Source organism: Acetobacterium bakii (assembly GCF_001263355.1).
Taxonomy (GTDB): domain Bacteria; phylum Bacillota; class Clostridia; order Eubacteriales; family Eubacteriaceae; genus Acetobacterium; species Acetobacterium bakii.
Genome location: NZ_LGYO01000033.1, coordinates 20,430 through 43,928 on the forward strand (window position 1 = coordinate 20,430; position 23,499 = coordinate 43,928).

Annotated in this window: 12 protein-coding genes and 1 tRNA gene; 10 read left to right on the forward strand and 3 right to left on the reverse strand. The window is 40.5% G+C overall.

Annotated features, from left to right (window positions below):
* The first annotated feature begins 8 nt into the window (after positions 1-8).
* The 4 genes from AKG39_RS12775 to AKG39_RS12790 all read left to right on the forward strand — a co-directional run bounded on the left by AKG39_RS12775 (position 9) and on the right by AKG39_RS12790 (position 14,004).
* Positions 9-3,515 (forward strand): molybdopterin-dependent oxidoreductase, encoded by a 3,507-nt coding sequence (locus AKG39_RS12775; protein ID WP_050740789.1) that lies wholly within the window; start codon positions 9-11, stop codon positions 3,513-3,515.
* Between the two features lie 533 nt (positions 3,516-4,048).
* Positions 4,049-10,816: an FN3 associated domain-containing protein gene (locus AKG39_RS12780; protein ID WP_126981281.1), complete on the forward strand. Its 6,768-nt coding sequence runs from the start codon at positions 4,049-4,051 to the stop codon at positions 10,814-10,816.
* Between the two features lie 401 nt (positions 10,817-11,217).
* Positions 11,218-12,687, forward strand: coding sequence for a helix-turn-helix domain-containing protein (locus AKG39_RS12785; RefSeq protein WP_050740791.1), 1,470 nt, complete (start codon positions 11,218-11,220; stop codon positions 12,685-12,687).
* Positions 12,688-12,699: 12 nt separating this feature from the next.
* Positions 12,700-14,004 carry a helix-turn-helix domain-containing protein gene (locus AKG39_RS12790; protein WP_050740792.1) on the forward strand — a complete coding sequence of 435 codons (1,305 nt, stop codon included), beginning with the start codon at positions 12,700-12,702 and terminating at the stop codon, positions 14,002-14,004.
* 59 nt (positions 14,005-14,063) lie between these two features.
* Here the strand turns inward: AKG39_RS12790 and AKG39_RS12795 are convergent, their stop codons facing one another.
* Both AKG39_RS12795 and AKG39_RS12800 read right to left on the reverse strand, forming a co-directional pair.
* Complete coding sequence (locus AKG39_RS12795; protein ID WP_050740793.1) at positions 14,064-14,807, reverse strand: DUF3169 family protein; 744 nt, start codon at positions 14,805-14,807, stop codon at positions 14,064-14,066.
* Positions 14,804-15,022 (reverse strand): helix-turn-helix transcriptional regulator, encoded by a 219-nt coding sequence (locus AKG39_RS12800; protein ID WP_050740794.1) that lies wholly within the window; start codon positions 15,020-15,022, stop codon positions 14,804-14,806. The genes AKG39_RS12795 and AKG39_RS12800 overlap by 4 nt, the downstream gene beginning before the upstream one ends.
* 196 nt (positions 15,023-15,218) lie before the next feature.
* Here AKG39_RS12800 and polA point away from each other — a divergent pair, with 196 nt between their 5' ends.
* From polA to AKG39_RS12815, 3 genes are all read left to right on the forward strand, one after another.
* Positions 15,219-17,861, forward strand: coding sequence for a DNA polymerase I (gene polA, locus AKG39_RS12805; RefSeq protein ID WP_083439543.1), 2,643 nt, complete (start codon positions 15,219-15,221; stop codon positions 17,859-17,861).
* 40 nt (positions 17,862-17,901) lie between these two features.
* Positions 17,902-18,513: a dephospho-CoA kinase gene (gene coaE, locus AKG39_RS12810; protein WP_050740795.1), complete on the forward strand. Its 612-nt coding sequence runs from the start codon at positions 17,902-17,904 to the stop codon at positions 18,511-18,513.
* A gap of 220 nt (positions 18,514-18,733) precedes the next feature.
* Positions 18,734-18,820, forward strand: a tRNA-Leu gene (locus AKG39_RS12815).
* A gap of 82 nt (positions 18,821-18,902) precedes the next feature.
* Here the strand turns inward: AKG39_RS12815 and AKG39_RS12820 are convergent.
* Positions 18,903-20,273 (reverse strand): PhoH family protein, encoded by a 1,371-nt coding sequence (locus AKG39_RS12820; protein ID WP_050740796.1) that lies wholly within the window; start codon positions 20,271-20,273, stop codon positions 18,903-18,905.
* A 186-nt stretch (positions 20,274-20,459) separates the two neighbouring features.
* On the opposite strand from AKG39_RS12820, the gene AKG39_RS12825 reads away from it, so the two are divergent.
* From AKG39_RS12825 to AKG39_RS12835, 3 genes are all read left to right on the forward strand, one after another.
* Positions 20,460-21,212 carry a SagB/ThcOx family dehydrogenase gene (locus AKG39_RS12825; protein ID WP_050740797.1) on the forward strand — a complete coding sequence of 251 codons (753 nt, stop codon included), beginning with the start codon at positions 20,460-20,462 and terminating at the stop codon, positions 21,210-21,212.
* Positions 21,213-21,354: 142 nt separating this feature from the next.
* Positions 21,355-22,614: a glycosyltransferase gene (locus AKG39_RS12830; protein WP_050740798.1), complete on the forward strand. Its 1,260-nt coding sequence runs from the start codon at positions 21,355-21,357 to the stop codon at positions 22,612-22,614.
* A gap of 65 nt (positions 22,615-22,679) precedes the next feature.
* On the forward strand, positions 22,680-23,291 hold the full coding sequence (locus AKG39_RS12835) for a TetR/AcrR family transcriptional regulator (protein WP_050740799.1): 612 nt from the start codon (positions 22,680-22,682) through the stop codon (positions 23,289-23,291).
* The last annotated feature ends 208 nt before the right edge of the window (positions 23,292-23,499 follow it).

The following is a 23,499-nucleotide window of genomic DNA, read 5'->3' on the forward strand; positions in this document are numbered from 1 at the left end:
GTGGAAAAATGAAAAAATTTAAATTAAATATTGATGGAAAAGAAGTTACCGGTTTTCCGGGACAAATGATTTTAGAAATTGCCCGGGAAAACAATATCGACATTCCCACACTTTGCTATGATGAACGGCTGGAAATTTTTGGTTCCTGCGGACTCTGTATGGTCGAAGTGGAAGGTATTCCAAAGCTCCTTAAAGCCTGTGCCACTGAAATTTCTCCAAACATGGTCATTAACACAAAGACTGAACGTGTTTTCGAATCGCGAAAAACAAATCTCGAGCTATTGCTTTCCAAGCATATTGGCGATTGTGTGGCACCCTGTAAGCTTGCCTGTCCGGGAACAACCGATTGTCAGGGATATGTGGGACTTATTGCCAACGGCGAGTTTGAGGAAGCTCTGAAACTAATCAAGGAGCAATTGCCACTGCCGGGATGTATCGGCCGTGTCTGTCCCCACCCCTGTGAAACAGCCTGTCGTCGGGGTGAAGTGGATGAACCCATATCGATTGCCTGGCTCAAGCGTTTCGCAACGGATTTCGATTTAACCCATGACATGTTTTTGCCGGAGGTTAAAAAACCCACCGGAAAATCCATTGGGATTGTTGGCGGCGGTCCAGGTGGTCTTACCGCTGCCTATTACCTGATCCAATCCGGCCATGCCGTGACCATTTACGAAGCCATGCCAAAAATGGGCGGCATGCTGCGCTATGGTATTCCGGAATACCGGCTGCCCAAGGGAATTGTAGATGAAGAAGCAGCGCTCATTGAAGAATTAGGAGTTGTCTTTAAAAATAACGTCCGGGTGGGCAAGGATATTACATTTGACAGCATTCGCGAAAACCATGATGCGGTTTTTGTGGCTCTGGGCGCCTGGACCAGCACGGGGCTGCGCTGTGAAGGCATTGACGCCAAAGGCGTTATTGGAGGGATCGAACTGCTCCAGCAGGTAGCCAATAACGAACCCATTGTTTTAGGTGAAAAAGTGGCCATTGTGGGCGGCGGAAATACCGCCATGGATGCCTGCCGAACGGCGGTGCGTTTAGGCGCCAAAGAAGTCTACAACATTTACCGACGGACCATTGCCGAAATGCCTGCTGAAGAAATTGAAATCACCGAAGCTCAGGAAGAAGGGGTTATCTTCAAGAATCTAACCAACCCCATTGAGGTTATTAAAGGTGAGGACGGTCAAGTGGTTCAGGTACGACTTCAGAAAATGGAGTTGGGCGAACCTGATGCCAGCGGGCGACGCCGTCCGGTTCCCATCGAAGGTGCCGAAGAAATCATTGATATTGATACGATGATTTTAGCCATCGGACAGGGAATTAACCCAAAAGGTTTAGAGGAAATTAATCTTACCAAATGGAATACTATTGCCGCCGACGAAAAAACCTTCAGAACCAATTTAGAAGGGGTATTCGCCGCCGGAGACTGTATTAATGACGGCGCCTCCATTCTGATCAAAGCCATCGGCGATTCTAAAAAAGCTGTTCCTTTCATTGAAGCCTATATAAATGGCGACGAGATTGCTTATCGGGAGCCTTACTATGTTAAAAAAGAACATGTGGATCAGGATTATCTTGAAAGCATCAAGAAGAATAAGCGTCCGGTAATGGTTCACCTCACCCCCGACGCCAGAAATGATAATTTTCTGGAAGTGGTTGAAGGTTACACTCCGGAACAGGCCGTGGCTGAAGCAAGCCGATGTCTGGAATGCGGTTGTCAGGACTTCTTTGAGTGCAAGCTCTTTGCCTATGCCAATGAATACGATGTGAAACCTGCCCGAATAAAGGGCGTCAATCCCGAGCAAAAAATCCAGGATGATCACCCCTTTGTGATTCGTGACAACAATAAGTGTATCACCTGCGGCCTTTGTGTCCGGGTCTGTGATGACATCGTCGGTGCTTCGGCTCTCGGTTTGGTCGACCGTGGTTTTGAAACGACCATCGAACCGGCTTTAAAAGGGCCACTGGCTGAATCAGGCTGTGTGAGCTGCGGACTCTGCATCAGTGTTTGTCCCACTGGTGCACTCAGAGAAGGTCTGGTCGGGATTAAACAAATCCCCATGAATACTCAAAAAACCGACAGCACCTGCGGCTATTGTTCAGCAGGTTGCCAGACCGTCATTGAATCCATGGGAAATACCATTATCAAAGCTGTTCCCCAGGGTAACTATAAAGAAATTAACCAGGGTGTTATGTGTGGGCGCGGACGCTTTGGCACCAATTTAGTCCAATGGGGAGACCGTATTACTACCCCCCTTATTCGAAATAAACAAGGGGAACTTGAGGAAGTCAGTTGGTATGATGCCCTTTTGACCATTGCCAAAAAATCCCAGAGTATCACTGCACGGTATGGTGTAGCTGGCCTAAAAATGGGAATCTCGCCTAAATACACCAATGAAGAAATTTTCACTATGACCGAGCTCGCCAAAACCCTCCGAGCCGAAACCTTTAGCTTCAGCAATGCCTTTAAAGGCGAAACCGAAGTGCTTAAGGGCGATTACGAGATTCATGATATGGATGAATTGATATCAGCGGATGTGATTCTAGTATTGGGATTCCTGCCGGTGAATAATCCCATCGTCAAATACAAATTAACCCAGGCTTCTAAAAATGGAGCGGAAATATTTGTGATTAATCCCGATGCAGCAGGTTTTGACCATATCGGGGATGAATTTATCACCGAATGCGACGACCTGGAATTTATGGGAGAAATTACGAAATACGTTTTAGAAAATGGCAAAATCAATGAAGATGCACAAAACCTCGAAGCTTTAAAAGCTTCATTGGACAGCTTCGATATTTGCGAAGAGGCCGAGGTCATCGGAGCGGGACTTGTTAAGGCTAAGAACCCGATCATTGTTCTGGGTGATAAATATGTAACGCCTGAAACAGCAGCCCTGGCTGGGGATATCATCGGTCTTTTAGGTAAAGCTGAAGGACCACGACGTGGTATTTTCAGAGTAGCTATTAAAAATAATAGCGTGGGTCTTAATACACTTGGGGTTGTGAATACAAAGTCAGTGTTGGAAGAAGCCAAAGGATTGCTCCTTTTCGGAGAAGATCCAAATGCCGACCTCAGTCAATATGAATTTTTAATGGTTCAGGATACTCACCTAACCCAGGCCTGTGAAAAAGCCGATGTGGTATTGCCGGCGTTGGCTTTCCCGGAAGTCAATGGAACCTTTGTTAACACTGAAGGACGGCTTCTGAAGGTCAAAAAATCAGTTGAGAAGCCATTTGAATTAAGTACGATTAACATGCTTCAGGGTATAGCCGAAATCCTATCAAAAGATTTAGGATCCCCCTGCCCGGGAAAAATATTAAAAGCAATCGGAGAAGTCAATCCAGCTTTTAAAAATGTTGGTGTTGGCGAAATACTCAATGCCGAAACCACCCAAAAAGCAACCGTTATCCTTAAACCTTACACCGAAGGTAGACTCTTTACCGAGATTCCCTATACCGATTACCTCATGAATGAAATTCAGGGGGAATTGAACAAGGTGATTAAACAGTAACTATGTGTAAATTTAAAAGCTACCACAGATTTAAAATTGTCACTGTCAAATAGACAGAGGAAAAAATAGAAAATATACAACTTAGGCCTGATTCCGATATTTTATCGGAGTCAGGCCTTTTTATTTTTTGAGGAAGATCGCTTTTAATAAATATTATTGAACTAACTTCAGGGACAGTCGAGGTGATGGATGGCGCTTAAAGACAAACCAGCGAAGTCGTTTTGCCGGAATTGAAATACCAAAATTTTAAAATAAAGAAACAAATAATAATAATGGTATTTGATTTGTTCAATTTTTGAAAAATTAAAATAGTTTTGGCACACGATATGCCACACGTTGTTTTGTCTGATTTATTATGTTAAAGTTTAAAGCAATCGTTCAATTCATAAAAAAAGATATAAATTCTAAATAATAGCAGTAGAGGAGGCTAATCTGTTAAAATTTCAAAAGTTAAGTAAGAAGCATATCTGTTTATTTAATCGTAGTCTCTACTAAACAATTCAAAATATGAAAGGGAAATTGTGATAAAAATAATGGAAAAAAAATTCAAGAGTAAAATAATAACTGGAATGTTGTTTATGATTATGATACTGTCAATTTTTTTCTCTACCGGTGTGTTTGCGGCTAATGAGTTAGCTGATAAAACAGCAACAGCGGAAATTGGGGTGGCATACCGGGGTCATATCCAGAATCAGGGGAATATGCCAAAACCCGAGGGAAACCTGGTGATGGGGCCTGAGGCTCTTGGAACAAGGGGACAAAGCCTCAGGACTGAGGGATTCTGGATCGCACTGACAGGCAATGTGCCGGAAGAGGCGAACATTGTTTATGAAGTACATGTTCAAAATGAAGGTTGGATGACACCAGTCAAAAACGGAAATTTTGCGGGGACCACCGGCAAAAGTCAACGTGTGGAATCGATCAAAATCCGGCTTGAAAATTTACCGGATTATGACGTCTACTACCGCGGACATGTCCAGAATATGGGGAATATTCCCCAGGTTGACGGAGACTGGGGATGGGTTAAAAATGGCGAAGAACTGGGGACCACCGGGTCGAGTTTGCGTTTGGAAGAACTGCAAGTTAAAATTGTTAAAAAAGCAACGCCAACAACGATCTATAACAAAGCTGGAATCTTTGGTCCTGAAACCGGAGTTGAAATCGTTGAAGACAATGTTTCAATCAATACGCCAGATGTAACCTTGCAGAACCTTCATATCAAGGGGAATCTGACCATTGGTGAAGGCGTTGGTGAAGGGGATGTGACATTGAACAACATCACTGTGGATGGGGATACTTTTATTCGAGGTGGGGGTAAAAACAGTATCCATATTAATGGCGGCGACTACAATAAAATTACCATTCTGCAGACGTCCAGCGGCCAGGTGCGGATCGTGGCAACCAATGCAGCCGGTTTGGAAGTGGTGGTTTCGGAAGACGCAAAGGGTGAGGACATTATTCTGGAAGGCGCCTTCGAGAATGTGAAGATCGATGCCCCGGATGTAAAGATTTCAACCCAGGGAGAAACAACCATTAAGGATATGGTTGTGGCGGAAAATGCAAAAGGATCTGAAATTACCCTGGACAAGAAAACAACAGTAAATAATATCGAACTGAATACTGGGGTTGATATGAAGGGTGAAGGAACCATTGAGAAGGCCAATGTCAATTCCGATGATGTTACCTTCGAACAAGCACCCAAAGAAGAAGTCGTGGCGCCAGAGGTTACGGTACCGCCGGTTGTGACACCGCCGGCTCCGCCAAAACCAAGTCCGACGCCGATTGCAATACCAACTGTTGCTTCTATTGAAATTCAAACAAATCCAAGTCAAACGACATCTATTGATAATAGTGGGTCGGTTATCGTAAATTTAACAACAACAACCTCTGATACAGAGATCTACTATACACTGGACGGATCAAATCCAACATCAGATTCCATAAGATATACTGTTTCGTTTAATATAACAGCAAGTAAACGGGAAGGCGAGACTATTTCAGTTAAAGCGATTGGCATTAAAGCAGGTTATCATAATGCTGATGTAAAAGAAAAACAAATTATTTTTAATGCCGCAGTTGTAAAAAATGTTTCTTATGATAAATTGACCGCAATCGTTGATGGGGGTGGGAAAGAGGCTCAATTAACGGATGGAAAGTTCAGTTTGTCTGTGGAGAAGCATGTTAGTATTTCTCAGATCACGATAGAAGCAAGTGATTTTGTCACAGTTGAGAGTGGAGCACAACTCATGTTAACATCACATGGGTATACCAGTTATTTTGGAGCGCTAGAATTGGTTAATCCAACTGAAATCAACGGTAAAATGTACAGCAAAATACTTAAAATTGCAGCTTATCATGAATCGATACTGGATGACTACTTGTTTTCAATACCCCAGAATTCAGTACAGGGAATAGATGGTTCTAAACCTTTACTGGATTTCGAATTATCAGTGACACCATTTAATGGTCCGACACCAAAAGATCTTTCAGTGACTCTAAATGATGGGACTAAAATTGAATCTGATGGGAAAAGTGGTATATTGTTTCTTGAACGCTATTGCACTATCAAAAATGCTCTTGTCGAGATGGATCAAGAAGTCGTTTTAAATGAGAACCCGGTAGTCAGATTAAAGCTTGATAATGTGGAATTTGATTACGGAAAAATCGAATATGCTGATGCAAGTCATACGAAGCTACTTATAACACCCTTATCAGACGAAATTGCCATGGTTGATAAATTGGGTTATTTTGCTTTTTCAGTACCGGAAAACGCAATCACGGATTTAGATGGGAATTCATTATCAGGTATTCATGGCAATTATCTTGATTTATTCTTAGTGGAGGTAACAGATTCAATTCATCCGTATATTAAAAGTATTTCCGCTAAGGTTGAAGGTAAAACGATTGAAGCAGTACAGAATAGTGATGGAATTTTTGGGATTGATGTTCTTGAAAATTCAAAAACCAGTCAAATCCGTGTTCAAATGAATGAACCGGTATCAGTTGATGAAGAGTTGAAAATTTTAATACCGGGAACGAATACCTCTTACGGAACAATTGAGGTTGATCAAAATGATAGATCGGCTGTGATCATTAAGCCGTCCAGTGAGGCAATTGGTACGGCAGGAAAAGTGGGTTTAATTACATTTGATATCCCGGCCGATCTGGTAAAAGATATTGTCGATAATAGTAGCAGCAATATTCTTGGTCCATCAAGTATTGCATTTAGAGGAGGAGGCTTAGGAAATGAGAAAACCAGGTTTAACCTAAATGTCATTGGTTCGGATACTCCCACACCATCGGATCCATCGGCTGAAGACTTGATCGTTGCGGAGTTTAATAATGCTAACAACAATGTCGCTATTTTGGAATTAGTAATGAAAAATGCCTTGAAATTGAATTTGACAGGATTTGAAAAATTGGATTATATGGGTAAATCTATTGTAAGTCAATCTCTGCTTGAGAAGGATGATTTTGCAAATAAGTCTGCAATTCAGGCGGCATTGACTGAAGGCATTAAGCGTGCACAAGACGATGTGCAGGCAAATGAATATATGAAAGCATTGTTTTCCTATACTCCAAATTTGAGTCTTGAAGATAATACATGTACTGTGACATATCCGGACCAGTTGACAGAGATTCAAAAAAATCTTTTAAGTGGATTGTATGCAGATTTGGTAATCAAAATCGATACGCCTTTGTCGGATGGTGAAGTTTTGGAATTAACGGTAGCCGGTGCTACAAAACAAGTATCCAATAAAGACTTCGCAGGAAAAGAAATTTTGCTATCTAAACTGCTAGGCCGTAAATTAGTTGATTGTGATCTGGTTCAAAATCAGAATTCGACAATTATTATTACCGTCAAAGATATCAGTACAAAAATCGAACGATATGTTACGGTCTGTCCCTGCACAAGCAAAAATGGTGAGGAGTATTTTAAGAATTTTACAAATGCATATGCACTCAAGTTACTACCTTTCTGGTTGGATGCCTATTCTAATATGATCACTGTTGATTACCAGAATTCCGAATTCTTATTCAATTATGCGGGTAATCTGACAGAAGTACAAAAACAGGGCTTAGCCGGTTATTATACAGATACGGTTATTCACATTAATCGTGCGTTGGAAGCAGACGAATCCATCACCATTTCTGGACTGGGAAAAGAGATGTCCTTGACCAGCAGTACGGTTATGGAGAATGCAGAGAAAACGGAGATCCGCTTATCTAAATTGATGAATGTTGTTTTGGGTCCCGACAACCTGGCAGCGAACCAACAGGGTGATCAAAAGATCAGTTTGAAAGATATCAAATTAAATTCAACTAATTATATATGGGCCGAGGCTATTTTGGCTAAGGGAAATGCAGAAATAATCGATACAGGGAAAGCAAATGGTACGTCCCTATATCCAACATGGATGGAAGACTATATGAATACGGTTTCTGTATCTGCTGATGATTCAAAAATAATTGTTTCTTATGATGGCAATCTTTCAGAATCTGATAAAACGGGCTTAAAAGGGTATCAGGCAGATGTGTTGCTTTATCTTACCCGTGATCTGGAAGAGAATGAGACCATTACAGTATCGGCATTGGGAAAAACAACGATACTCACTAAAGAGAAGATGAATAATCAAACTCAGATTAAACTATCTGAACTGATGGGCATCACCCAAGAGGCGGCATCAAAATTCGGTGATGATCAAATTATTTGCTCGCCAGAGGGTTTAAATCGCAACATTGGTGTCTATGCAAATCCGATTCTGGTTAAAAATGATGATGAATGTGTTTATCTTCATAATGGAATTAGTTTATCACTTTATCAGCCGAGTTTTAAAGCTTATGAGGATAGCATCGAATTGCGTACCGAAGGTAACAAGTTTTTAGTGAATTACTCAGGTATCTTGTCTCCTGGGGATCAGGAAAAACTGAATGACTATTATTCGGATGCTGAGATTTATCTGGACAGAGCCCTTGAGGAGAATGAAACGGTGACGGTTAATGCTTTTGGTCAAGACGTTATTATTACGAACATTACAACAGCTGAAGATGTTGACAAGAGATGCTACCGTCTATCAAAACTGTTGGGTATTGAATTGGGTGAGACAAACCTGGCGGTGAACCAGGAGGGATCGTTTGCGATCGCAATTGAAGATAATACCCTTGAAAAACAACTGAATGTATCTGCCAGGGCCATTCTTGTGAAAAATAGTGATATTGAATATCTGGATAAGTATACCGGGATGTCAATCAATCCAAAGGGTTTTGATGCCTATGATGATTCGGTGGAGATCCTTACGAATAGCAGTGAAGGCTTTTCAATTACCCATAAGGGTGGATTATCACCGGATGATATCTCGAACCTGGCTGGACTTTATGGGGATACCGAGATTTCTCTTGATCGATCACTGGAGACCGGTGAATCGATTAAAGTGAGTGCTTATGGAAAGGAAGCGGTCATTACGAAAAGTACTTTTACAGTGTCTGCAGGTAATAGAATAGGGCTCACGGAATTGTTGGGTATTTCTCCCGATAACGCCCCACTGGCAACAAACCAGACGGCAAATGTTCAAATAAGTTTCACAGAAAAAAATCTGGAATCGCCAATTGGTGTTGCGGCCTGGAAGGGACTTTTAAAAGGTGACGGAACATGGGTATATCGTGATAATAACGGAATTGGTTTTTCCTTGTATCCATTATTTATGGAAGCATACCAAAATAATCTCACCTTAACAACAGGTGAGAATAAAATCTCTGTTACGTATGCGGAGCAATTGAGTAATGAAGTGAAAGCAGCTTTAGAAGGGTACTATTCGGATGCAATGATTTATCTGAGTCGGCCGTTGGTTGCCGGAGAAGAAGTGATGATTAATGCTTTTGGGAATAATTTGACAGTGGACAGCAGTTTGGTAACAGAGTCAGATGGTACTCAAATCAGATTATCCCAGTTACTGGGACTAACCCTGGGTAATGACCAACTGGCCGCCAATCAAAGCGGCGGGTTTGACCTCACCGTCATGGACAATAGTTTGAAATCAGATCTGACGATATCTGCCGATGCCATTCTAGTGAAAGGCGGCGAGATTCAATTCATTAATAAAGGGGTAGGGCTACGCCTTACATCTCATATTTTTGAAAATGCAATTGCTGCTTACCGCGATGCACTGACAGTGTCGGTGAATGATAATGCATTTAATGTAGTCTATGCTGGCAATTTAAGTGAGGAAACCAAGATTGGTTTGAATGGTTTTTATTCGGATGCAATGATTTATCTGAGTCGACCGTTGGTTGCCGGCGAAGAAATATTGATTAATGCTTTTGGGAATAATGTGACGGTGAACAGCAGTATGTTATCAGAGCCGGATGGCACCCAAATCAGATTATCCCAGTTACTGGGACTAACTCTGGGTAATGACCAGCTGGCTGCCAATCAAAGCGGTGGATTTGACATCATGGTAACGGATAAAAGCCTGAAAACGGATATAACGATAACGTCAGATGCCATTCTGGTGAAAGTCGACGAGATGTGGTATCTTGATAAAATGGAAGCAATACAAGTCAAATCCCAGGCTTTTGAGAAAGCTGTTGCGGCTTACACTGAAGCGTTTAAGGTGAGGGCGGAAGTTAATACGTTTTATGTGTCTTATGCCGGCAATTTAAGTGAGGAAGCAAAGGCTGGCTTGAATGGTTATCATTCAGACGCGTGGATTTGTTTATCGCGGCCTATGGAAGAAAATGAAGAAGTGACTGTGAATGCATTTGGAGATTCGATTGAAGTGAACAGGAGCTCATTTACAGATGAAATGGGGCAATATATTAATTTGTCAGACCTGTTGGGTTCAGAACTGGGGGAAGATCAGCTGGCGGCAAATCAGACGGGAACATTTGAGATTAAAGTGACGGATAAAAGCCTGAAAACGGAAATGATTGTTACTGCTTATGCCTGCCTCAGAAAAGGTGATGACAGGCAGGTGCTTGAAAGTCGACATGCATATATTGTCATTGGCGGTCCGATCGCGTTGCAATCAATTAGTATCACCACAGAGAATGATGTTGATACTGTTGCAAAAGGAAGTGCACTTCAGCTAATTGCTCTGGCAGATCCAATAAATGCTGCGGATCAAAGTATCGTTTGGAAGGTGGAATCGGAAAACAGTGAAGTAGACATTGAGGAATTGGCTGCAATTGAACCATCATCGGGTTTATTGACAGCAAAAGGAGCAGGGAAAGTGATTGTAACAGCAGTAAATGAGTTGACGGGTATTAGTGGGTCTAAAACCATTGAGATTACAGAAGAATAGGAAAAAACAGTAGTCAATGGCAAAAGAAACCAGATCCAGATTGGATGTTCACTACATTTAGGCTTAGTAAAAGAAAAAAACAGCCAGTATTGGTCGGGGATCAAAGATCCGGCTAAGCTGGCTGTTTTTGTTTCGATATTACATGAATAAATTTGCTCTTGTACTAGTTTTTATTTATTTTTGTGGAATATTGAAAGCACTTAAGTGATTATAAGGCAAAAAAATATATTGAACAGAAAGAATTATTAATATATAATCAAAAAAAGATCAAGTATGGCATAGAATAATGACATCAAAAGAAGAGTCGAAATTTTAAATTTGGTTTTATAAACGAAGAAATTGCAACGATTTGGGATACTTTTACAGATTGGAGCACATTAAAATTATGATCGGAGTACAGCATGTCATTATTGAGTAAAAAAATAGAAGAACTCATTTCTGAAAGTGGTGAAACCGTACAATCTTTAGCTGAAATGGGAAATTTGAGTCGGTCAACTTTGCAGCGGGTAAAATCAGGGGAACGCTTACCCTCTAAAAATTTTTTCAAAAATATGTGTAAGGTCTTACGCCTTTCGGTAACACAGGAGGAAGACCTGAAAGTACTGCTGGAGATGGCGACTGTCGGGGAACGGGTTTATTTTAATCGTAGGAAAATTATTGAATTAATTGAAACAATTTCTGAATTAACGGAATATAAAATCCCCTTTTCAAAAGAATTAAGTTTGAAAGAGGGGAGGCATCATGTTGATACAATTTCGGAAAAGCCAGAGATTTTTAACGGCGAAAGTGAAGTGTTCAAAATCATTCAAAACAGTATTGATAAGGAATTGTTTTTTTCGGAAACACCCCAATTAAAAATGGCAATTCCTTATGATTATCTGCAGATTTATCAATATATTTTTCAGCAAATGTTGGGAAATCACAAGAGTTTGGTATTGCAGGATGTACTTAATTTATCAAAAGAATATGATGCGACTATTGGGGATAAAGGTCTGAGTATTCTTAAATACTTGATTGCATTATCCTTGCTGGATAACGTAGAGTACCAATCGAATTATTATTATCAATCAAAGGACTTGAACTATGAACAAAGTGCTCTGTTTCCTTATTTCATCCTGACATCTGACCGTGTCATCACCATTTCAAGAGATTTCAAGAGTGCTGTTTTATATCATAATCCTGAGTTCTTAATGCTTTACAAAGACGGTTACAGAATGATCATGGAGAATACCGAGTCATTCATCGATGAAAGCAGTGATCTTTTCAAAATTTATTCATTGGATAATAGTTTTAAATCAAAGCAGGTAATAGAACCATTGCCCTGTTTCGCTTATTATTTTACAAATGAATTGATTGAACAAAAAATCAACAAAGACTTTTTGTATTACCAGGAACTGCTTGAAGCGGCGAAAAAATTTTATAAAAACTTCCAGTGTGAAAATTTTTCAATGATCAATATTTTCTCACTGAAAAATCTCAGGCAATTTATGTTTGATGGTAGTATCTGTTTTCCTGACGAGGTCAGCATACCGTTCACACCAGCTGAGCGATTGATGCTGGTTAAACAATTGAGAGAAGATCTCAGTACCAATAAGCGGAAAGCTTACGCATTGAATGACGAAAAAATATTTCTAAATTCTTCCATCGAATTTGTGAATGAATACACAGCAATCCGATTGATACTCCATTATAAAAACGATGAAAAATTGGTTTTCAAAACCATTGTGTTACAGGAAGAGTCTATTATTAATGCATTTGATGATTTTATGGACAGCCTTCCAGGCAGTGAGTATGTTTTGGCAGAGGAGACAACCCTTGCCGAAATTGATAAAATAATCAGTGAATGCGAAAACCGTTTATCAAGAGTTTAAGGGGTGGTAAGAATGGGACAGGAATTGGGCAAAGTGGTTAAAGTTATCATTCAGGAGAAAAAAATTTCATTTATTCAATTGGCAAAAGAGCTTGACATTGACCGTACAACGCTTCAACATTTTTTTACCGGAAAAAGAGAGATACAATTAAAAACCTTTCAAAGAATGATGATGGTGCTTAATCTTACAAAAGAAAAAAGAAATATACTGTATGCGCTTTATGAAAAAGAATGCACGGATAAAGATTTAATTAAGAACACCACCGACATTTTTTCGTTATATAAGTCATTAGACAATCATAGTAATTTGAATAAAAAAAATACAGCTGAGACAGAGTATTGCATGAAAAATAAAGTTTGTTATGAAAAAATTCAAATTGTAAAAGGTCAAGTGAATATCGAAGCGTTGATTCGAAGCTGTTTCAGTGAAGAAATGAGTCTTCAGGAAAGAGCACATATTATTATGTCAATCAATTTCAGACATTTTTTTTTATATGAATCCATTATTAGAATCGCAAGGGAACAACCTAAATGCGGAAAAATTGAAAATATTATTCCGCTTGTGAATAAGAAGCGATTGGGAAATAACCTGGATATTCTTAAAATGATTCTCCCGTTGAAGTGTCTGGATAATGTTGTATATGAGCCCTATTTCTTTTATACAGGAACAAAGATTTATGATGACATCAGTATTATTGTTCCGAATTATTTTATTACAACAAAACAGGTGATTACCATAGACCGTGATTTTGAAAGTGCCATTATATCAGACAATCCACAAATAATTAAATACTATCGGGATAAAGCCCGATCCATTATAAAACGCTGTGAACGGTTGGTCGAAAAGAATATCAGTTCTGAAACAAAAAAAAACCTGCCGATTCTTGAAGTAATACATGAAGAGGGCGAGTCAATAAAATTTTATGCTTCGGATCAAAGGCATCAACAGCTAAAAGAATCCTTTGAGCCTCACCTAAAAAGTGGAACAAAAAAAGTGGCTGCGCAAAAAAATGAAAATGTAGAAGAACGGCCACAACATTATTTTTTGAGAGATATTTTTATCAGTTCCATAGAAAGGGTAAGCATCCGATATTTAGTTAAAGACAAACGCATTGAATTTATAATTATTGATGAAGACAATCAAACAATGACATTATCCGTGACTGAGCTTGGTATTGTGACAGTATTCAAAGAGGTTTTTCATTATTTGCGTCATAGTTTTTATGTGTACGCAGAGGCTGAATTGAATCGCGACTTCAAAAGTATGGAAAATACCAAGCTCAAAGAGAACCGTGAATCTGTTCGTTATAATGAATAAAACAAACAAAGCAGCCACCACATAATTTGTGATGGCTAGCTTGTTTGTTAATGTAAAAATCATTTGGCATTTTCCAACTGCCCCCGCTGATATTTAATAGCATTAAACGTATAGATCAGGGTCTGGGTGATCCAGAGAACGGTAATCACTAAATAGGGATAGATGCCAATGTTGATGATAATGGAAATCAGCAGTGAAACCACCATGGCTCCGCTGTACATATAATTCATAAGCTGGTAGGTCTTATAAGAAGCTTTATAAATTACGTATTTTTCCGCTTCATCACAGCTTTCAATCCAAACCTTGTCGAAATTGAAATCCAAAGGGTTTCCTTTTTTTTCGGGATATAGCAGCTTCGTTAATTTTATGCTTTTAGTGGTCAGCACAAGGGTAAAAGCAATGTTGGCTATAAAAATAATCAGGGGCCATACGTTAAATTCTTCCGTGAAGTTTGAAATGGAAATACCAAAGAAGAAAAAGCTCAAAATCATATCCACCGAAATAAATGGCAGTAAAAAGTTAAGCTGACGGTCAAGGCCGTCAAGGTATTCCTCGTCATCTTCTTTAATATCAGACAGTTTCTTTTTTACATTAAAATAGATGATAAGAATAATCAGTGCAAAAATGCCAAGAACAACGGCTTGTATAATCAAATTGTATTTAAGTATAAATGACTCAAGGTTTATAAAGAAGCCGGTAATGACCTCCTCACCCATGACAAGACTGCCTCCGAGTATCCCTCCGAAAATACCTGAAATGATCATGATCACAAAAAATTTGAGAGTAATATTTAATTTTTTCATTGTAGCTCCTCCTTATCTTCTTCATATAAAAACAATGACTCGACGGTTGTATCAAAAACTCGGGCAATCTTCAAGGCTAGAACAACCGATGGCGAATAATCTCCCCGTTCAATGAGACTGATGGTTTGCCGGGAAGCTCCGACCAGCTTTCCCAAATCCGATTGATTCAGATTTTTTCGGGCACGGTATTCCTTTAAACGATTTTCAAGTGCCATGATTTAATCCTCCGCATTTCATTTGTGAAAATGATCCTTGTCAATATGACAATTATATTTGTCAAGAACAGTATAACGCTGACAACAATCATTGTCAAGAATTAATAAAAAATAATTAATCAAGATATTCAATGTTCACAGGTCCGGTCTTTTGGTATAATATTAAGAAAAGATTACAGACCAAGAAGGGGAATAAATGAAAAGCATACTTATTGACGGCAATAGCCTCATCTACAGAACATTTTATGCCATCCGTGAAATGTCCAACTCAAAGGGAATACCAACCAATGCCATTTATGGTTTTGTGAATATTTTAGTGAAAATCCAGGACGAATACCAGCCGGACTATTTAGGGGTGGCCTTTGATTTAAATGCCCCTACCTTTAGAAGTCTGGCTTATGATGAATATAAGGGCGGGCGTCATAAAATGCCCGAGGATTTACAGGAACAATTTCCCATCCTCAAGGAGCTCCTTAAGAAAATGGGAATTGCCATTTTGGAAGTGGAAGGTTATGAGGCGGATGATGTCATTGGTACCCTGGCAAATTTAGGGTCGAAAAAGGGCTATGATACTGAAATTATCACCGGGGACCGGGATGCCTTCCAATTGGTGGGACCACGGACAAAGGTTCTTTTCACCAAAAAAGGAATCTCTCAATTGGATGAGGTTGACGAAGCCTGGATACAGGAAAATTACGGATTGACCCCCAAGGACCTCATTGATTTAAAGGCGCTGATGGGCGATAAATCCGACAATATCCCCGGCATTCCGGGAATTGGCGAGAAAACCGCCTTAAAACTCATTCAAAAATATACAACCCTGGAAAATCTCTATGAACATATTGATGAAGAAAAAGGTAAGCAAAAAGAAAAGCTGATTAATGGAAAGGAAAATGCCTATCTCAGCAGAATGCTGGGAACCATTGTGGTGGATGTCCCGGGATTTGAAGATTTTGAAGCCCTAAGCTTTCAGCCCCTGTTTAACCAGGAAAGTATTGCTCTACTTAAAGAGCTGGAATTCAACACGCTACTATCAAAAATTGAGGCCACCGAGGAAGTGGATACCATTCAAAAACCGGTGGAATTTGAATGGGTGAAAACCATGGCGGAAATGGATACACTGATTCAGGCTTTAGCAAAAACCAACGAGGTCACCGTATATTACCACGAGGAAGAGGACCAGACATATCTAACCCTGCGCGTCCAGGAAATTTATTACTACCTTAATCCGGTGGGTGTGGAAGAACTTGGCTTTTTTCAAAAAGTTGGGGATCTGCCGAACTTTCAAACCCTGGAATTCACCAGCCAGGACTTAAAAAACCTTATTCATATTTTTCATAAAAATGGGATAGATGACATCAAAGATTCCTTCGATACCTATGTTGCTGCCTACCTGCTTAGCCCCGGGGATCAGCGTTATGATCTTAAATCAGCGGCCTATAAATACCTAAAACGGGATGTTTTAAATGACGAGGAGCTGTTCGGAAAAGGGAAAAGTCTGGTTAATGCCGATAAATTGGATGAAGCCCTGCTCGCAACATATATGGTTAAGAATTGCGACACCGTTTATCATCTTAAGGCGGTGCTGACAGAAGCGTTGGAAGAAACAGGCATGACTGATCTGTATAATACCATTGAGATACCATTACTGCGGGTGATGGCGTCTATGGAAACATTGGGCTTTACCGTTGATTTAGAACAGCTGGAGGCGCTTTCTGCTGAATTTGAAAAGAAACTCACACTGCTCACCCAGGAAATATATGAGCTGGCAGGGGAGTCTGATTTTAATATCAATTCACCCAAGCAGCTGGGAGAAGTTCTTTTTGAAAACCTTAAATTGCCGGTGATTAAAAAGACTAAAAGCGGTTATTCTACGAATATTGATGTGCTGGAACAGCTGGTGCTGTTTCATCCAATTGTCCAGAAAATTATTGACTATCGAACCCTTTCCAAACTGGATTCAACCTATGGTCGGGGACTGATGACCTTTGTGGATGCCGATACCCATAAGATTTATTCTACCTTTAACCAAACCGTGGCTGCCACCGGAAGATTAAGCAGTTCCAATCCGAATCTCCAGAACATTCCGGTAAAAACAGAAATGGGCCGGGAGATTCGCCGTGTTTTTGTACCATCGGATCAGGATCATATACTAGTTGATGCGGATTATAATCAAATTGAACTGCGGGTATTGGCATGCCTGTCCGGGGATGAAAATCTCATTGATACCTTTAAAAAGGATCAGGATATTCACACCAGAACCGCTTCTGAGATTTTTGATACGCCCCTCGAAGAGGTCACTAGAGAACAGCGTGGTCATGCAAAGGCCATAAATTTTGGACTCATTTATGGCAAGCAGGCTTTTAGTTTAGGGAAAGACCTGGGGATTTCCAGAAAAGAAGCCCAGGAATACATCGATCGTTATTTTTCCCGATATCCCAAGATCCAGGCTTATTTGGCCAATGTGGTAAAAGAAGCCAAGGAAAAAGGCTATGTCACCTCCATATGGGGCCGCCGGCGTTATATTCCAGAGCTGAATTCCAGAAATGCCATGCTGGTTCAGGCCGGGGAGCGGATGGCTTTAAACACCCCCATACAGGGAAGTGCGGCAGATATTATCAAATTGGCTATGCTCAGAGTATATGACCGCATAAAAAAAGAAAATCTCAAAGCAGCGCTGATTCTCCAGGTTCACGATGAGCTCATCATCGATACCCCAAAAGATGAACAAGTCCAGGTTGAACGATTGATTAAGGAAGAAATGGAAGGGGTTGCCGACTTCTGTGTAGCTATGACCGTGGATGTTCACAGCGGATCCTCCTGGTTTGACTTAAAATAGACCGCAGCAGGCAAAATATAGGAGAGGAACAGGGATCAATATGAAAGTCATTGGATTAACCGGTGGAATCGCCTCGGGAAAATCAACGGTTACCACCATCCTGCAAAAGCGTTTTAAATATATCGTCATTGATGCGGATGCGCTGGCACGATTGGCGGTTAAAAAGGGCAGCATAGGGCTTGAGAGAATTGTTGATACCTTTGGGGTTCATTGCCTGACAAAGGACGGCGAGCTTAACCGCGGCTTATTGGGAGAAATGATTGCAGAGGATGAGAACATCCGTAAAAAACTAAATGCCATTGTTCATCCTGAAGTTAAAAGGCTCTATGATGAACAGCTAGCTTATTATGAAAGTGCAGGAATGCCCATGATATTTTTCGATTGCCCGCTGCTTTTTGAAGTGAATCTTCAGAATACTGTTGATGAAATCATGCTGGTCGTTACCGACGAAGAAATCCGGATCAACCGTATTATGGAAAGAGACGGAGTATCCAGAGAATTGGCGGAGAAAAAAATTAATATGCAAATGAAGGATCCAGAAAAAATAGAAGGGTCAGACATCATCATTGTCAATAATGGCACACTGGATGATCTGTTAATCACATTAAATGTCTATTTCACCAACCGAAAGCCCTGGGTAAAAAATGCATAGCCGCCACGACTTCTTTTGGGGAGCACATTAATCTGCTTGCGGAACAATTATGGCAACCAGCTGGAATGAAAGATCTTGGGGCAGACAAGGAAAATGATATCATTGGAATAAGAACTTGCGGACAGTCTGATTGAAATTTATAAATAATTCCATTTTATGATTGCTATTTTCCGGGAGATACTTTATAATAGTCTTCAGGGTTAAAAACCCAACCATTTGTGCGAGGGTGGTGGAACGGCAGACACGCAGGTTTGAGGGATCTGTTGCAGATGATGCAGTGAGGGTTCAAATCCCTTTCCTCGCACCAATAAAAACGAATTAAAAGTCGATTGCAATTTGCAATCGACTTTATTTTTTTTGAATAGAATTGAAGTTGGTCTAGACTATCGTTACATTCTTCGCGCTGCATCAAAAGCCAATGCCGAGCGTAGACACTCATCGGCAAGCATCGTAAGCTGGAAACACAAAGGGCTGCCTTTCATTTTTTCAGAAGCGTAGCTTAAACCATTGGTTTTCTCATCCAGCAAAGGATGATCAATTTGCTGGGGATCGCCCAGCAGAACGACTTTAGTACCTTTTCCGACCCGGGTTATGATCCCTTTAACCTGTTTAGGGGTAAGGTTCTGGGCCTCATCGATAATTAAAAAAGTGTGGGTAATGGAGCGGCCGCGGATAAAATTCATGGCTTCGGCTTTGATCACACCCCGTTCAAAAAGTTCTTCTATTTTATGACGTATTTCAACTTCATTCTGATATTTTGATTTGTCACTGCGGTCCAATAATACCTCAAGGTTATCGATGATGGGTCGCAACAAGGGCGCGATTTTTTCCTGTTCGCTGCCAGGCAAAAAACCAATTTCGTCGTCGAATTGAACATTAGGGCGAGTGACTAAAATTCTTCGATACCCTTTAAAATCATGTTCCAGAGTTTGATGCAGTCCCGCGGCAAGAGCATAAAACGTTTTGGCTGTTCCGGCGGCACCCTTGACGATAACCAAAGGCGCAGTTTCGGCGTCCTGCAGCAGCGCTTCCTGTAAAAAACGCTGTCCCACATTTTTGGGTTTGACACCAAAGGGCTCCTGATCCAGACTTTTTAGGGGAACAACTTTTTTCCCGTTAAAGCGGCCAAGGAATGTCTTTTTCTCTTTAATATCAGAATGAATAATAAAAAACTGATTATTTTCCGGGGCGAGCTGAGATTTGTTTTTATTGCTGTCCATGGTATAAAGGTGTTCGGGTAAAATTCCTTTTTTCTTAAATTCTTCTAATTTATCGTCAGGTGTGTAGGCTTCAATTCTGCCGGTGTATTGATCATCGAATACCGGGGATTGTTCGGCAAAATAATCCTCGGTGGAAATATTGAGCATCTGGGATTTGAGCCGGAGAATAATGTCTTTGGTAACCAGAATCACCGGTTCGCCCTGGTCAATAAGACCCTTGCATACCTTTAAAATGCGATTGTCATTTGTATTGCTTTGGAAGCCGTAGGGAAGCGCTACCGAGGAAAAATTTGGTTCAATTTTAAGTATTCCGCCGGTTTCAAGTTCCACACCCTCGAATAGATTGCCCTGGTTTCTCAATTGCTCCAAAAATCGAATCGATTGTCTGGCATTGGTACCACGATCACCATCCTCGTTTTTAAGTTTGTCTAAATCTTCCAAAACGGCGATGGGAAGAACAATTTTGTTTTCTTCGAAAGCCAGTAAGGCATGGGGTGATTGAATTAACACATTGGTATCGAGAACGTACGTTTTTTGCATAGAAAACCTCCGTAAAATTATTTTATGCTTTTCACTTCCAATTTGAGTTTACCCTAAGCAAAGAAAAAAAAGGTTATGAGTGTGTTAAATTTGTAAATTGTGGTAAACAATCGTATAATAAAACAAATCAATCGGAATTTGTTTATTTGGCGTAGTGAACTAAAAAATGAAAGGCAGGACAAAGCATTGAAAAATGAGAAAGCAAAGGCATTAAGGTATTTTTTAAAAGATGATATCCGCCAGGAAACCGATTTTCGCAATACCAAACAGAGTCTCGGCATCGAAGCACCACCCATTGAAAGACCAAGTTCACCGGAAGCGCAAAAGATAAGTTTGCCCTTTCCCAAAGAGTGGACAACCATCGGAGCAGTGGATGTGAAAACCGCCATTGCCAGACGGGAATCACGGCGCAAATTTAAAAGTCAGCCTCTATCCCTAGAAGAATTGGCTTACCTGCTCTGGTCAACCCAGGGGGTGCGGGAACAGCGGCATGGGACAGCTCTGCGAACGGTGCCGTCGGCAGGAAATCGCCATGCATTGGAAACCTATTTGGTGGTTTTTAATGTGGATGGTCTGAAACAGGGAATCTACCGCTATCTGCCGTCTGTCCATCAGCTGGTATTGGAATCCGCACCGGATCAGCTCAAAGAAAAGATGACTGAAGCAGCATTACATCAAAATCTGGCCGGAGCGGGTGCAGTGACCTTTATCTGGACAACCATTCCCTACCGCATGGAATGGCGCTACGCAGAGGCTTCCTACAAAGTGATTGCCTTGGATGCCGGTCATGTGTGCCAAAATCTTTATCTGGCCTGCGAAAGTATAAATGCCGGGACTTGTGCCATTGCCGCATACAATCAGCAGGCGGCTGACCTGCTACTGAAAGTGGACGGCGACGAGGAATTTGTAATTTATATGGCGCCGGTGGGAAAGATCTAAAAAATTAAAATGGACATTTATCTACCTCAGTCAGGACCAGTCAATATTGGATATTGACGAATCAGGGCTGAGGTGATATTATAATTTCATAATGACGACACTGTCGTCGGATCTAATTTAATATAGAAGATGAGGTGCACCAATGAAAGTTATTATTTTCACGCTGGGAACAAGAGGTGATGTTCAGCCTTATGTGGCGCTTGCCCGGGGGCTGATTAAAAAGGGTCATGAAGCACTTATCTGTACGGGCAAAAGCTTTAAAAAATTCATAGAAGATAACGGCATTGCTTTTCATGAGGCAACCGCTGATCTCATGGCAATCTTAGAAAGCGAAGAGGGTAGAAAAATCTTTAACGGGGGAAACTTCAATCTTTTTAAAATGATGAAGTATGCCAAAGAAGTGGTGAATCCTGCCTATCGGAAGAGCATGGATGATTTTTTAACGGCCTCAGAGGGTGGGGATATCATTATTTATCACCCAAAAGCCCTTGCTGCGGTGGATATTGCAAACTATCGGGATATCCCCTGTGTCAGCATGCCCCCGGTCCCCATTACCTATCCGATTACCGAGTTTCCGAATTTAGCCATGTTTCCCGAAAAAAATCTTGGAAGCGTTTTAAATAAGCTGACCTATAAAGCCAACCTGTTTGCCGAATCAGGCTACATCAAAGATATTAATGATTTCAGAGCAAAGTCTTTGGGTTTTGATAAAAGGAAATCCAGTGCGCTCACCTTTACAAACAAGGGCGGAGAGATTCCCATTATTTACCCCATCAGTCCGTTTCTGTTTAAGGACGTGACCAGTTGGGACGACCATGTCTTTTTACCCGGATTTTTTTATCTGGATATTTTGGAAAATTCTCTGGATGCGAATTTGGAGCAGTTTTTAGCTTCCGGTAAAAAGCCCATTGTGGTATCCTTTAGCAGTATGCCCTTAAAAGACCCCGGGGCGTTTAAGGAAAAGCTTATCGAGGCTTTAAAGGAAACCGATAATCGCGGGATTATCTTAACCGGAACCAGCGGTTTGGTATTTGAGGATGAGGAAAACATTTTTGCAATTGCCAAGGCTCCGCACCGATTAGTTTTTAAAGAGGCCAAGGGAATTATCCATCACGGCGGCGTCGGAACCATGGCGGAAGCCCTGATTTCCGGGGCGCCCCAATTAATTATTCCGTTTTCCGCCGATCAGCCCTTTTGGGCACATCGATTAAATTCTTTGGGTTATGCCCTGAAGCCACTTAAAGAAAAAAATATTAAAGTGTCGAATCTGGTGGCGGCATTAACAGAAATGGAAGCAGAAAGTGTTATCAAAAAGGCTCAGGATATAAAAACCATCATTGAACTTGAAAATGGCGTTGACAATGCCGTTAATTATATTGAACAAGTTGTTCAACATATCTAAATTTATTATCTGCAATGAAAACAATTATGGTCGCATAAAATTCAGAAAGCACAGGAGGTAAGGATATGCCAAAACAGACTTTTTTAAATCTCACAACAGCGAAACAGGATCAGATCATTAAAGCCGGAATAAGTGTGTTTTCTCAGTCAACATTCAACGAGGTAAAAATTTCCAGCATCATCAGTGAGGCAAAAATACCGAGAAGTAGTTTTTATGATTACTTTGATGATAAAAAAGATATTTACAAATACATTATCCTCTTGATAAAAGATGAGAAGATGACTTATATGGACCCGATTTTAAACAGAAACAACCTCGGTTTTTTTGAAAAACTGAGGGATCTGTTTAAGGCCGGGGCGGGATTTGCAGCCGCTAAACCAGAATACAATAGTATTGCTCGAAGAATGTATGAAAATATGCCACTGCTGGAGGAACTGTTTGGTGCCGGCAGCATCGATGTTTCGGAAAGTTATAAGTTCATGCTTGAGGAAGGCATAAATGCCGGCGAAATAAAAAAGGATGTGGATGTGGCTTTTATTTCAAAAACAATCCACATTTTATCTTCACAAATGATGATCGATGCAATGAAAAACAAAGAAGACGCGATGAATCAGGTCATTGACGACATCACCGATAAAATAATTGACTTTATCAGATCGGGGATATCAAATAAGTAAAAAAAAGATTTAGGACAGATAATAACAGATAATAAATAAGAATCCAAGTAAAAGCATGACCATTCTTTTGCTTAATGATTGCGTTATCAACCAAAAAACGATTGACAAAAATCAAAAATTACCATATGATAAAAAGAATTTAATAGATATTAAACCGTTGACGTGGAGATAACGGTGTTTCGTGCAGTTACAGAGAGTAAGGGGAGAT